Raw genomic sequence first — 12328 nt, 5'->3', positions numbered from 1 at the left:
GGCTATTATCTTCTGCGGGCTAACGTTGTCAGCCTGTATCTTATAAATAGAAGGTGGATATGAACGTGATTTTTTCATCCTCTGATCTCGTCAAGGCTCTGCCTGACAACTATTTTAGTGCAATGGATGACAAAGTGAATCTGTATAAAAGCAAAGGAATAGATGTAATTAATCTGGCAGCCGGCAACCCGGATCAGCCGACACCGACGCATATTATCAGCGCTTTGAAGGAAGCGGCCGATCAACCGATCAATCAGGGCTATCCGCCTTTTTATGGAAAAAAAAGCACGCTGGAGGCTGTCGCCGCGTTCTATAAACGGGAGTATCAGGTGGAGCTGGATCCTGACCGGGAGGTTGCCATATTCAACGGTTCAGCCATAGGCGTAATGGGGATTCCACAGGCGCTGCTGAATCCCGGTGATTGGTTATTGACCACCGATCCGGCATATCCCCAATATTATTCCGCTGCTGCGCTGGCAAGAGCCCATATTCATACGATCCCACTGGATGAAAAGCATGGTTTCTTGCCTGATTATACAACCGTACCGGAAGAAATTGCAGAGCAGGTCAAATTGCTCATGATTAATTATCCGAACAATCCGACTGGAGCAGTAGCTACTTCAGATTTTCTGACAAAGACGCTGGATTATGCCGCTCGGTATCAGTTTCCGGTTATGAATGATTTTGCTTACGGTGCTCTTGGATTTGACGGACATAAGCCGATTAGTTTACTGCAAATCCCCGGCGGCAAGGAGTATGGCGTCGAGACGTATACGGCTTCCAAAACGTATAACATGGCTGGATGGCGCTTCGGCTTTGCAGTGGGAAATTCGTCCATCATTGGTGCGCTCAAGCATTATCATACGCATGCCTACAGCACTGTTTTTGGAGCGGTACAGGATGCGGGGGCTGTGGCGTTGCTGGGCACGCAGGAACCGGTACGGGAACTCGCGGCGTTATATGAGCGGCGCCGTGATGTTCTCATTGCAGCTATACGAGGTATTGGCTGGGATGTAGCTGCTCCCCAAGGGTCTTTTTTTGCCTGGTTCAAGGTGCCAGAGGGGCATACATCTGCTTCTTTTGCAGACTTTTTATTGGACGAGGCGCATGTTGCGGTGGCCCCTGGAGAAGGCTTTGGTCGTGCGGGAGCATCTCATGTGCGAGTCAGTCTGGTGAACAGTGAAGAAAGGCTGCTGGAAGCGGTGCAGCGCATCGCAGCAACGGGTGTTTTTCAAGTATAAGCTGGAATACAAGGAATTCATGGAGGGAGCGGGAAAAGAACTTTGAGTATAGCGATTATCGGAGCCATGGAGGAAGAAATAGCAGATTTGAAAGCGCAGATCGAAGGGATAAAGATGACCCGGATTGCGAACGGGATTTTTTATACAGGTCAGCTTGAGGGCAAGGAAGTTATTCTGCTGCAATCAGGAATTGGCAAAGCGAACGCAGCCGCGACAACAGCACTGCTGATTGAGCGATTTAGCCCGGAGCTTGTCATTAATACCGGGTCTGCGGGTGGGCTTGATCCAGTGCTACATGTTGGCGATGTCGTAGTGGCGACCGAGCTGACTTACAGCGATGTAGACGGAACGGCGTTCGGCTATACCTACGGGCAGGTGCCACAGATGCCGGCAAGTTATCCTGTCGATCCAGCGCTGCTTGCTTTTGCGATAGAAGCGCTGGCGGAGACCAGGATTGAGGGGCAGATCGTCAACGGATTGATTACGACGGCGGACTCTTTCATCTCCCAGGCTGAGCGCGCCCATTTTATCCGTAGTCAGTTTCCTGAAGCGAAAGTGACGGATATGGAAGGGGCCGCGGTCGTTCAGACTGCGTACCAGTTTGGTGTTCCATTTTTGGCTGTCCGTTCTTTGTCTGATCTTGCCGGTGTAGAAGCGGCGGATTCTTTTGACTCCAATCTTGACTTGGCCGCGGCCAACTCGGCAGCAGTGGTTGTGGCTCTTGTAGCTGCATACGATAGAGACAAGCTTTGATATATTCAATGGCACTATTCAGGAACGTTTTTTCTTCGGCTTGCCATGCTGGTTAATGAGAGTTCGAAGTTGTTTCCCGGCTTGGTTCAGCTCAACATCGTTCAACACATAATCGGTGCTGACTTCCCAGGTGCTGTGGTCATTCAGATGAAAAATAAAGGCTGGAAAGCGAGGGCGCAACCATTTGCGGATGGAGGCCCCTTCGAATTCGACTTTAGTGATTGCAGCCCACGGGACAGTTCGAAAACCATCTGAAATGCTGTCCTCGTCAAAGATGAACAGATAGCTATCCTTACGAAGCGTTCTGCTCAAACAAACCACGAGATAGCTACCGAAAAAAGGAAGCCCGACAATGGCGGACGTAATAAAGAAGAAGATTTGTAGAACTGAGATATCTTCGTCGATAAAAATGAGCAACAGCAAAAACAGACAAATAAGCACAAACATCAAGCTGCCCATGGCTTTCCAAAATGCCAATGATCTTCGATATACAATTTTATCCACGGAATGCCGCCTCGTCGCGAACAAACGTCTGAATGAAATAAGTTATTCGTTCTCTCCAGTCAGCTTCGGTCACACTTTCAATTCGCAGACATGGAGTGGCTTGCATATCCAGTTCTGTATTTCTTACAATCCACACATCATTCGTTCCTTTAAGAACAAATAGCAGATTTGTAACAGAGGGTCCATCTTCATCCGTATCCGCGTATATCATCTGGCTCAAATTATCTAGACTACACTGATTACGATCAAAATCCTCTCGCCAGTCTTGTATCATTTGTTGAGCTGACTCATGAAGCTTCCACGTTGTCATTTGCTGCATGCTGAAGTTGGATGAGGTTAACACATTCCACTGTTCTTCGGTCAGATCGACGTATCGGCTGTGCGCATTGAAGTTCGAAGCAAGCAGGCCGAACAATTGATCAATGTCATGATGCCAGTCTTCTGGGGAAGACCAGCGAAAGAAATGGAGTTCGTTATGACTGGAAAAATGATACAGAAAACGTTCATTTCCATGGTGTATCGTTAATGTATTTTGCTTATCCTGTTGCTCCTTGTAGCCACGTAGCATCTGACGACTTTGTACCAGATGAGCTAGCATTTCAACAATGAACGCATCAAATTCGAGCTGTTGTTGCTCGTCATCCCGTTGTTCCATCAAACCCTTGGATATCAGGCTATGCGTTGCGGCATGAAAAAGCAGTTCCCAGCGATCTTCGGTTAGTTCCCCGTAATAAGATTGGAGCAGACCAGAAGCCATATCTTCTGCGCCCAGTGCGGTCAAGGCAAAGCCTAGTTCCTCAAGCGTTAAAATTACCGTTTGTTTGTCCATAGTCAAGCTCCTTCTCCATCTGTTAGGTGTGTATGTCATTTAAATAGTTTGCTGGCCCAACGTATCCCCTTTTCGGCGAATTTGGCGACTTTTCCACCTGCCCAGCTTCCCACCGTACCTCCGACGTAAGCCCCGACAGCTGCACCGACCGGACCACCGATAGCGCCGCCTACGGCTCCCAAAGCAACAGCACCGCCATAAGTTGCGGCGGTTTTAATCGCTACGTTAGAAGCAGATACGGCCACATCCGTTCCGGTAAGTTTCCCGCTTTTCCATTTTCCAGCCAGACTGATACCCTCGCCCACAATATTCATGGTGGCATTAATAGGGTAGAGCTTTTTGGCAATCATGCCGGGAATTTGGCGGGTGGCTATGCCGTATCGGCCTTTTTCCACCCCGGCGATGACGTTCCGCGTCCATTGAGGAAAGCTATTGGCTTTGTTGAATCCGAGGCCGAGCTTACCCATTTGAAGCTTTCCCGCTAAGCGATCAAAGCCCTTTAAACCCTTCATCACAATACCGGGTTTGGCGAATTGGCGGTTTAGGCTTTTGCCCAAATTACGCATAAACGCATTGTTACCCTTGCCTTTCACCCATGCCGCATTATGTATAACCGCTCGAGTGGGATTCTTCAGACTTTTCTTGAATTCTACTGTTTTGGTGAGTACAAGTGTGGAAGCCAGACCGCTATAGATAGCTGTTCCGGCAAATCCCAATTGCCCGCGCCATTTATTGGCTTCTGAAATGCTGTTAATGGCTATATCTGCTGGATCGGGTCCTTTTTTCCCGGAAGTTGACCCTTCACTGTTGCTGATCTGTCCACTGTGATCTCCTTTGGTAATACCCGTGTCTGCTTGGGTGTCTGTTTCTTTGAATTTTACTGCAATGGAACGCAGCTCTGTGCTGACAGAACCGACAGTTTGAGTGAAAGCATCCATTTGTCCACGCGCTTTATGAAAATCCTGATAAAAACGCTGTTGTGTTGTTCCTGCCCAGCTATTTTCCAACATCTGAATATGCTGTGACAGCTGTCCGCAAATTTGTGCCCCCAGCTCACGTGCCTGTGCGAACTGCCTGGAAACCGCTTCTAGTTTCTCAGGAGGAACCATAATTTTAGCCATGATGTCCACCTCGGATGATTAAAATAATTACTTATATTTTAGTGAATCCAGTGGGGGTTAGCAAAAAAAGGAGGGGATTTTAGTGAAAAATAAGTCATTTGTATGAGTTCATGAGGGTGCATAAGGGAGAATAGTAGGAGGTGTTATGATCCGAAGTTCTTATATATTTTTCAATGAAGAAAATGAAAAAGCCTTTCTGTTCAAATGGAGATTTCCATAAGAAAGATAGGTCTTTTTGCATAGAGGCTATTATATTTTGCGTGTCGCTTTAGCTTATTTTAGCGGAATCTGCTTGGATAGCTTTTCAAACTGCTGCAAATGGGGAGTTACTTTGGCGGTAATTCCTTTGAAATACTTGATGGACGCTTGTCTTTGACGTTCTTTGGTAGCAGTCTCTTCAGGGAACATGGAGTATTCCTTTTGGACAGAGCCATTTTTATAATTTACGGAGAAGAGCTCTCCTTTTTGCCACCTTTGGACCAGATCTTGATTACTGTGCAAGATATTTAACACTTCTTTTCCATTTTTATAAGTGAAGCTGTAGTCTGGATCGGCTACAGCGTGGATCACTTGGTAGCCGTTCTGTAATCCATTGTTCTGAAAAGTACCTACTTGGATCTCGTTCGAACGTACGGTTCCGTCCATTTGCGTCACTTTTTCGGTCTGCGCACCCTTGCCGCTCATCGTGTCATTGTTCCATGTGCTGTTGTATACGACTTTATGATTTTGTCCATCTGCATCGGTGTATTGATTTGTATATTTTCCGGTACCTGAGCGCTTGCCATTCACAAAATCACCCGAATACTGCTTATATTCGCTCCATTTGATCGTACCACGTCCGTTGGGCTGCCCATTCTCAACCTCTCCATAGTAAGTCGTCTGACCGGATAGCTGAAGTAATTCCTTGGTTGCAGCCGCACTCGCCGCAGGTGTACTTACAGACAGTGCTCCAGATATTAACGATGCGGATACCATCATAGGCAGAGACAGAGCCTTCCCTTTTTGCCAAAGTTTTTGCATCATGAGTTCTCCCCTTTCGAAGCTTTGAAATTCTAAAAAGTTATGTTCAACCACCCAGCACCGTTTGTATACTATTTTGTGCTTGGTGATTTATAGTTTAATATATATTGAGAATTATAGGAAACTGTAAAGTGAAAACAGCTAGTTAGGAGAGAAATTCATGAATTTACCCGAACATGGGAGTGAGGATGTATCTAGCATCTTTGCCGTGGAGCGGATATCTGGGATGTCATGCTGAGCCTCGGAATGGAGTGGGGAGATATGGATATTTTCCATGCACACCATCACGGGCCGGGAGGTTATGATGAACTATTTAGCGTACATACGGGAACCGAGCCTGGCTTTTTTTGGTTGAGTTCACTCGCAGAGGATCGCTTTGCAGATTTGATTTTCAGTATGGATGGGGTGCGAACCGTGCAGCCGCAAACTGTGTTTGAGGCGATGTGGAAAAGTGCGGAATACGCACGCACCAGACTCGGCGGGACATTAGTGAATGAACAGGGTCTGCCAGCTGTGCCGGAAGATTATCTGCGCCAGATTCAAGAGATGGAAGATCGATTAAGAGAGTTTGGATTTAAAGCAGGCGAGGATGTTGTTCTGTTTCTATTCTAGATTAGAAAGGAGTGATTTCGTTGTCCAGCAACGCTATTGAGAAGCTAAGAACGATTCTAAAACGTAAAGCTACTATTTTTCATACAGGGGGTCGCAGACCGTCGGATTCCCTTGAACAAAGCTGGATTGGTAGAGTTACAGTGGCTTTGCCAACGGAGGAACAACCTATTGATGAACAGGGGAATGTTATGGCTCCGATCATGCAATTGTATTTGCCTGCCTTGCCCTTTGTCCCTGAAGCTATGCGTAGCATCAAGCTGTTGACAGTCTTCCTGTCTCCCGATGTACTGGATCATGAGGACATGGAGGGATATATGTGTATTCGAGAGTATACGTCGGTAGAGGATTTGGTCGAAAAAGATTTTGGTCCGGCATTTATGCAAATCAAGGCGTTCCCGCTATTCCCTGAGCTTAAAGAGAATGATTATCCGGTTTGGGACGGCGATGACATCCCTGAGGAATACGGCGATGCCCTTAACCAAATGGACGAGGAGGAACCCGACTATTTTGAGGACATCGTAGAGGAAATATATGCGGTTCACAAAATCGGTGGCTATCCCAGCTTTATTCAACCGGGCATCGACTTTGGCGAGGGCTATGAATTTGTGTTTCAGATTGCTTCAGATGCCAAAGCCAAATTGAATATTGTCGATGGGGGCAGTTTTTATTTTGCCAAGCATCAGAATGAAGGAGTCTGGCGGGGGTACTTTGATTTTTACTAATCAACTTAAGTAGAGAACAGTCTGGAACCGATCGTTCTTGCCATCGTTAGAAATGTTTATGCCAAACAATTACATACGCGCGTGCTAGATCGGGCCTGGCAGGCCATTTTCAATCATGTAGACAAATGAGGACAGAGAGCAACTGTAGGAGATTGGCATAATAGCTGAAGGAGTGGGGAGCAATGAGTGACTGGGAATCGGGAATCATTCAGGTCGATGGTGAGCGTGCTATTTACTCATCGTTAACGGAAGATCAATTGTTAGAGGCCGATTGGTATTCGAAATATTTTCATTCTATAAGAAAGCTAGGGAATGAGTATATCTGGTATCATTTTGACCAGGTTTCTTTGCTGCGTCGGCATTTTTTTGTGTCTGTATGCTTTAAGGATACAAGCCTAATTGTTGTTGAGATTTCGCTTCAGGGCGATGAATTTCCAACTTCGTGGGATAATTGGTCTGAGGAAGGGGAAAGAAAGCGGCAAAGGGAGCATGATCGTTTGTTACAGCAACATTTGTCCGTAAAGCCAAGCTATCGTCAAACAAAGCCCTACCCCTATATGGAATATGAACTGAATTGGGGGAAAATCTCTTCTTATTTTGACCCCCGGTCAGGAAATACAGCCATTGCTTTTAAGTATAAAGATGAATAGAAATCTTATATAAAATGCACTACAACCCTTCGCTTTGTGTTGGAGGTGAGGGTGTTGGATGAGTAAGGGAGATGTGTTGTGGATAAAAAGGCAAAAAAAATACTGATGAACACATTCTGGTCCTCTAGCGGCTGGAAGCAGGAGCGGGGATCTTTTTCGGGTGAAGATTTTGAATATGCCAAAAGTAAGGGCTTGATGTTCGATCCGATCACCATTACACATAACGAGATTATAAACAGGTTACATGAGCTGCACCAGCAAAAGGCTACAAAAGAGCGAGTGGCAGCAGCGTTTTTGCACAGTCTTTCCACGAAAAAGGTTCATTTACGAAGCGCCTTATCGAGCTGGGCATTAACCGCAAAGCTTCCTCTGCACACTTATGGGGAGCGGCCTGTCGTCCGGTCCAATTACAGTAGCTGTGGGGATTGTAATTTTAATAAAATGATGTCCGATAAGGAATATGTCAATGAAGATTTGAATGTGCTGAATTTTGAACGAATCAAATGGGGCGGTATTCGTCTAAACCACCTTCTGTATTGCTGGATGGACCTTGAATTGTTCAGTCAAGAAGAGGATGTTCAGGTTTCCGATGAGGATCTAGCTATACTCCATAACATGCTCGAAGTTGTTCAGAACTGTGATGCTCAAAGCAGTGCGCGTCAATTGGAAAAGCGCTGGAAGGATGTGTTTCCATCCAGCAAAAACGAGCGTGATGTGGTCATGGAGGTGTGGGGATATGCCGGACTGCTGGTCCCGCAGGACACGCCTCGTAAACGACAGCACGGCAATCATGATTTTTACTCCGTAGCAGCTTGGCAAGGAGATGACGGATACTCACAAGAGGCGTTGGACTATTTCTTTGGTACGTTTTTATAGAGGAAGTGAATCGTTATGTCACATCTTGATCATGACGGTTCCTCAAACAACAAACGTTCTTCTTCCCGGCTATGAATGGCATTGACAACCAGAAGCGCGTGGAACTGCTGAAGAACTTCAGGCGTAAGCCCTTCTTCACGGATCCCGGCTTTGAGCTCTTTTACAATGATTCGCAGCAGATCATGATCCCGTGTTAGTTTGACGACAGCCTCCTGCAGTTCAGGTTTGTTCGCGACCTTTTCCTGATAGAATCCTTCCTCTTCTGCATCAGCATGGCTGAGAATGCGGGTTTCCCAATATTCGATCAAGTGGTCGGCAGCCTGGCGCGCCACCTTGAATTCTTTTGCTTCGAGTAATTCCTCTACTTCTCTCGTCTTATCTAGAGCGCCAGATAGCCCGCCTTGATGAATGGCATGATGAGCATGTAGTTGACGTAAAGAAGGTCCTCCCATAACAGTTCATCCTTTCTTTGTTCCCTTTTTTAGTACAGTATAGCATAAGAAAATAGCGTTATTTTTCCGGTTAGGATTTTCCCCTCTAAGGAAAAGGGAACTCCCTAATTGGTTTGATTTCATATAATACTTAGAATGAAGTTAGAAGATAAAACTCAATCTTGGGGGAATGGATGATGAATCGATTAACCGAAATAACAGACATAAAAAAGATTGTGAAAAAAGGATCAAGGGTTTGAGGGGGATGAGCAGATACATACCCAATCAACATGGAGCCTGGGCCATGCTCATTCTTCCATTTTTATTCGGTTTAGCTGCTTCTCGAGGGGATCTCATTCATATACCCCTATTTGTGTGCTGGTTTTTTATCTACTTATTCAGTTTTCCTGTCCTCCAATGGATCAAAACAGGCAGCAGTGAAAGATACCGCAAACCCGCCGTTGTATACGGAGTGATATTACTTCCTTTATTAATTTCACTGATATGGTTTGAGCCTGCCTTGATCTGGTATGGAGTTCTTTTATTGCTCTTTTTTATGGCTAATATTTATTTTGCGAGAACGAAAAATGAACGTGCTTTACTCAATGACATTGTTGCAATTCTACTCTTTTGTTCTTTTATATATCCTGTTATTTATATGGGGGGAGGAGAGGATTGGAGGGTAGCAACAGAGCTATTCTTGCTTTTGGTGCTTTACTTTATCGGAACTGCTTTGTATGTCAAAACGATCATTCGTGAAAGAAAAAATATACGTTACCATTATGCTTCCGTTATCTATCATGTGGTGATTTTGTTGTTTGCTACTTGGTTAAAGTTATTTCTGTTTGTTCCTTTTTTAATTTTTTTGATAAGAGCCATTTGGCTTCCTAAACTCGGATTAAAGGCAAAACAAGTTGGCATGGCGGAGATTGGATTTTCAATGATGCTCTATGTTTTTGTGTTGTTTTTATATTTCTAAAAGGAGAGACATCAATGATATCTTTGAAAACGCCGCGTGATTATCATACTGACCCGTTTATAGTCATCTGGGAGGTTACACGAGCTTGTGCTTTAAAGTGCCTTCACTGTAGAGCGGAAGCTCAGTACAAACCTGATCCTCGCCAACTGACACTAGAAGAAGGTAAAAAGCTAATAGATCAAATCGCTGAAATGAATCATCCGTTGCTTGTATTCACAGGCGGAGATCCTTTAATGCGTCCTGATCTGTTTGAACTGGCTCAATATGCAATTGAAGAGAAAAATCTGTCGGTTTCAATGACCCCCAGTGCCACTCCTAAAGTGACACGAACAGCGGTAGAAAAAGCAAAGCAAGTTGGATTATCGCGGTGGGCATTTAGTCTGGACGGTTCATGTGCCGAGATTCACGATCATTTTCGGGGTACAGCGGGTTCTTACAATACGACCATGCGAGGAATTGGTTATTTAAAGGAACTGAATATCCCTATTCAAGTGAACACTACGGTGTCCCGGTACAATCTTCATGATCTGGAGCAAATTGCAGAAAGGGTAAAGGAAATGCAGGCCGTGTTATGGAGTTTATTTTTCCTTGTTCCAACTGGACGTGGCATGGAGAAAGATATGATTACACCTGATGAGCATGAAGCCGTAATGAAATGGTTGTATCAAATACAGCAACAGATGCCGTACGGTGTGAAGGCTACAGAAGCTCCTCACTACCGGAGGGTTGTACTGCAGCAAAAGCACAGCGCAGATGAGAGCAGTGTAGCAGACGGACAAAAGAGGGCAGATGTTTTAGGACGTGCTCCTAAAGGCGTAAATGACGGAGATGGATTTGTTTTTATTAGTCATATCGGCGAAGTATACCCGAGCGGTTTCCTGCCTCTTATGTGCGGGAATGTACGAAAGGATAGCTTGGCAGATATTTATCGCAACTCTCCGATCATGATGAATCTTAGAGATAAGTCCCTACTTAAAGGTAAATGTGGAGTCTGTGAATTCAAGGCCGTCTGTGGGGGCTCCAGAGCAAGGGCTTTTGCAGTAACAGGAGACTATTTGGAGAGTGACCCTTATTGCGCTTATATACCCGGGGTTGGAGAGGAAAAGTGTTTTCATGAAGAAAAGTTCTAAAAAAGTCGTTATTCTAGGCGGAGGAATAAGCGGTTTAAGTGCTGCCTTTTATGTAAAAAAGCTGGCTGAGGATCGGCAACTTGAAGTGGAGATTACACTGGTGGAGAAAAGTGAACGTCTAGGAGGAAAGCTGCATACCGTTCGCCAAAACGATTTTATGATCGAAAAAGGACCGGATGCTTTCTTGGCCAGAAAGACGGCAATATTGGATCTGACTATGGAGTTGGGGCTGGAAGCAGAACTGGTATCGACAAACCCGAAAGCCAAATCTGCTAGCATTTTGCATAAGGGCAAACTTCATACGATGCCGATGGGCTTCATTCTGGGCATTCCAACAAAGCTCACTCCCTTCATTCGGACAGGACTTATTTCTCCGCTGGGAAAAGCACGGGCAGCCCTGGATTTAATCATTCCGGCAAAGAAAGGTGATGCGGACGAATCTCTAGGTGATTTTATCAAACGGCGTCTCGGCAAAGAAGTTCTGGACCAGATTACGGAACCTCTGCTGTCTGGAATTTACGCTGGGGATACACATTCCCTGAGCCTCATGTCAACCTTCCCTCAATTTAAACTAATGGAACAAAAGCATGGAAGTCTGATTAAGGGTATGTCTAAAGGGGCTGGAAGAAAGCCGGCAGTACAAGACAAACTGCCGGATATCGCTAAGAAAAGTATGTTTCTTTCTTATCGGCTAGGATTATCTTCAATCGTGGAGCGGCTAAAGGAAAGACTGGATACCGTACGTTTTGTTATGGGGCAAGGTGTAGTTGAAGTAAGGAAAGAAAGCGGTTATCAGGTCATATTAGAACACGGACAAAAAATAGATGCGGATGCGGTAATCTGCGCTGTTCCAGCTTTTGAAGCAGCTACATTATTCTCCGGCGTTGCAAGCGCTAGCTGGTTACACAAGATTCACTATGTTTCCGTAGCGAATATTGCTCTTGCTTATAAAAACACAGATCTTAATCTTGATTTTGAGGGAACGGGATTTTTAGTCCCCCGCAAAGAAGGCAAAAAGATTACGGCATGCACTTGGTCTTCGACGAAGTGGAGCCACACTGCTCCTGAAGGATATACGCTTTTACGGACCTACATCGGACATGCAGGTGCACAGGAGTGGATCCAGATGACAGACGATCAACTTGTGGATGCCGCGCGTAAAGATTTGAAAGATTTAATGGGCCTGGAAGCGGAACCGGAATTCACCGAAGTCAGTAGGTGTGATCGATCAATGCCTCAATATCCGATTGGACACAAAGAGCATATGGCGAAGATCAGACAGGACTTTGCACAGGATTTACCGGGTGTTTTTCTATGTGGTGCCGGCTATGGGGGCGTTGGAATTCCAGATTGCATCGCTCAAGGGAAAGAAGCGGCTGAACAGTTGCTTTCTGATTTTTTATAATCAGGCTCTTTCCACGAGTGAAAGAGGGAACCCCCTGATTGGTTCAGCTTTAAGG

General features: G+C 45.4%; 14 protein-coding genes. 9 read left to right on the top strand and 5 right to left on the bottom strand.

Annotated elements, in window-relative coordinates:
- Positions 1-65 precede the first annotated feature (65 nt).
- Positions 66-1241, top strand: a complete 1176-nt coding sequence (locus tag AC5ELV_RS12930; protein WP_493430706.1) for an aminotransferase class I/II-fold pyridoxal phosphate-dependent enzyme — start codon at positions 66-68, stop codon at positions 1239-1241.
- A gap of 42 nt (positions 1242-1283) precedes the next feature.
- On the top strand, positions 1284-1994 hold the full coding sequence (locus tag AC5ELV_RS12925) for a 5'-methylthioadenosine/adenosylhomocysteine nucleosidase (protein WP_493430530.1): 711 nt from the start codon (positions 1284-1286) through the stop codon (positions 1992-1994).
- A gap of 18 nt (positions 1995-2012) precedes the next feature.
- On the opposite strand, the gene AC5ELV_RS12920 is transcribed toward AC5ELV_RS12925, so the two are convergent.
- The 4 genes from AC5ELV_RS12920 to AC5ELV_RS12905 form a co-directional block, all read right to left on the bottom strand.
- The gene (locus tag AC5ELV_RS12920) at positions 2013-2498 is read right to left on the bottom strand and encodes a DUF5381 family protein (protein WP_493430529.1); all 486 of its coding nucleotides are present in this window, start codon (positions 2496-2498) and stop codon (positions 2013-2015) included.
- Complete coding sequence (locus AC5ELV_RS12915) at positions 2491-3327, bottom strand: YfjC family protein (RefSeq protein WP_493430528.1); 837 nt, start codon at positions 3325-3327, stop codon at positions 2491-2493. The genes AC5ELV_RS12920 and AC5ELV_RS12915 overlap by 8 nt, the downstream gene beginning before the upstream one ends.
- Positions 3328-3362: 35 nt before the next feature.
- Positions 3363-4448 carry a WXG100 family type VII secretion target gene (locus AC5ELV_RS12910; RefSeq protein ID WP_493430527.1) on the bottom strand — a complete coding sequence of 362 codons (1086 nt, stop codon included), beginning with the start codon at positions 4446-4448 and terminating at the stop codon, positions 3363-3365.
- Positions 4449-4721: 273 nt separating this feature from the next.
- Positions 4722-5468, bottom strand: a complete 747-nt coding sequence (locus AC5ELV_RS12905; protein WP_493430705.1) for an MORN repeat-containing protein — start codon at positions 5466-5468, stop codon at positions 4722-4724.
- A gap of 219 nt (positions 5469-5687) precedes the next feature.
- Here AC5ELV_RS12905 and AC5ELV_RS12900 point away from each other — a divergent pair, with 219 nt between their 5' ends.
- The 4 genes from AC5ELV_RS12900 to AC5ELV_RS12885 all read left to right on the top strand — a co-directional run bounded on the left by AC5ELV_RS12900 (position 5688) and on the right by AC5ELV_RS12885 (position 8328).
- The gene (locus AC5ELV_RS12900) at positions 5688-6080 is read left to right on the top strand and encodes a cell division protein ZipA C-terminal FtsZ-binding domain-containing protein (protein ID WP_493430704.1); all 393 of its coding nucleotides are present in this window, start codon (positions 5688-5690) and stop codon (positions 6078-6080) included.
- Between the two features lie 20 nt (positions 6081-6100).
- The gene (locus tag AC5ELV_RS12895; RefSeq protein WP_493430526.1) at positions 6101-6802 is read left to right on the top strand and encodes a DUF1963 domain-containing protein; all 702 of its coding nucleotides are present in this window, start codon (positions 6101-6103) and stop codon (positions 6800-6802) included.
- Between the two features lie 182 nt (positions 6803-6984).
- Positions 6985-7452, top strand: a complete 468-nt coding sequence (locus tag AC5ELV_RS12890; RefSeq protein ID WP_493430525.1) for a hypothetical protein — start codon at positions 6985-6987, stop codon at positions 7450-7452.
- 78 nt (positions 7453-7530) lie between these two features.
- Entirely contained in the window at positions 7531-8328 is a 798-nt protein-coding gene (locus AC5ELV_RS12885) for a hypothetical protein (protein ID WP_493430524.1), read from the top strand.
- Positions 8329-8357: 29 nt separating this feature from the next.
- Here AC5ELV_RS12885 and AC5ELV_RS12880 read toward each other — a convergent pair whose 3' ends face one another.
- Positions 8358-8780, bottom strand: a complete 423-nt coding sequence (locus AC5ELV_RS12880; RefSeq protein ID WP_493430523.1) for a hypothetical protein — start codon at positions 8778-8780, stop codon at positions 8358-8360.
- Between the two features lie 169 nt (positions 8781-8949).
- Here AC5ELV_RS12880 and AC5ELV_RS12875 point away from each other — a divergent pair, with 169 nt between their 5' ends.
- The 3 genes from AC5ELV_RS12875 to hemG are packed head-to-tail and all read left to right on the top strand — an operon-like array spanning position 8950 to position 12273.
- Entirely contained in the window at positions 8950-9738 is a 789-nt protein-coding gene (locus tag AC5ELV_RS12875) for a YwiC-like family protein (RefSeq protein WP_307347464.1), read from the top strand.
- A 14-nt stretch (positions 9739-9752) separates the two neighbouring features.
- Positions 9753-10868 (top strand): TIGR04053 family radical SAM/SPASM domain-containing protein, encoded by a 1116-nt coding sequence (locus tag AC5ELV_RS12870; protein ID WP_493430522.1) that lies wholly within the window; start codon positions 9753-9755, stop codon positions 10866-10868.
- Entirely contained in the window at positions 10852-12273 is a 1422-nt protein-coding gene (gene hemG, locus AC5ELV_RS12865; protein ID WP_493430521.1) for a protoporphyrinogen oxidase, read from the top strand. Before AC5ELV_RS12870 ends, hemG begins: the two co-directional genes overlap by 17 nt.
- The last annotated feature ends 55 nt before the right edge of the window (positions 12274-12328 follow it).

It is taken from the genome of Paenibacillus sp. NMA1017 (assembly GCF_058895805.1).
This window is presented reverse-complemented; position numbering and strand designations above follow the sequence as displayed.

Bases quoted from the DNA above. Each gene is read 5' to 3' on its own strand.
- AC5ELV_RS12910 (WP_493430527.1), bottom strand. From the start codon at position 4,448: ATGGCTAAAATTATGGTTCCTCCTGAGAAACTAGAAGCGGTTTCCAGG.
- AC5ELV_RS12875 (WP_307347464.1), top strand. From the start codon at position 8,950: ATGGATGATGAATCGATTAACCGAAATAACAGACATAAAAAAGATTGT.
- AC5ELV_RS12905 (WP_493430705.1), bottom strand. From the start codon at position 5,468: ATGCAAAAACTTTGGCAAAAAGGGAAGGCTCTGTCTCTGCCTATGATG.
- AC5ELV_RS12880 (WP_493430523.1), bottom strand. From the start codon at position 8,780: ATGGGAGGACCTTCTTTACGTCAACTACATGCTCATCATGCCATTCAT.
- AC5ELV_RS12915 (WP_493430528.1), bottom strand. From the start codon at position 3,327: ATGGACAAACAAACGGTAATTTTAACGCTTGAGGAACTAGGCTTTGCC.
- AC5ELV_RS12890 (WP_493430525.1), top strand. From the start codon at position 6,985: ATGAGTGACTGGGAATCGGGAATCATTCAGGTCGATGGTGAGCGTGCT.
- hemG (WP_493430521.1), top strand. From the start codon at position 10,852: ATGAAGAAAAGTTCTAAAAAAGTCGTTATTCTAGGCGGAGGAATAAGC.
- AC5ELV_RS12870 (WP_493430522.1), top strand. From the start codon at position 9,753: ATGATATCTTTGAAAACGCCGCGTGATTATCATACTGACCCGTTTATA.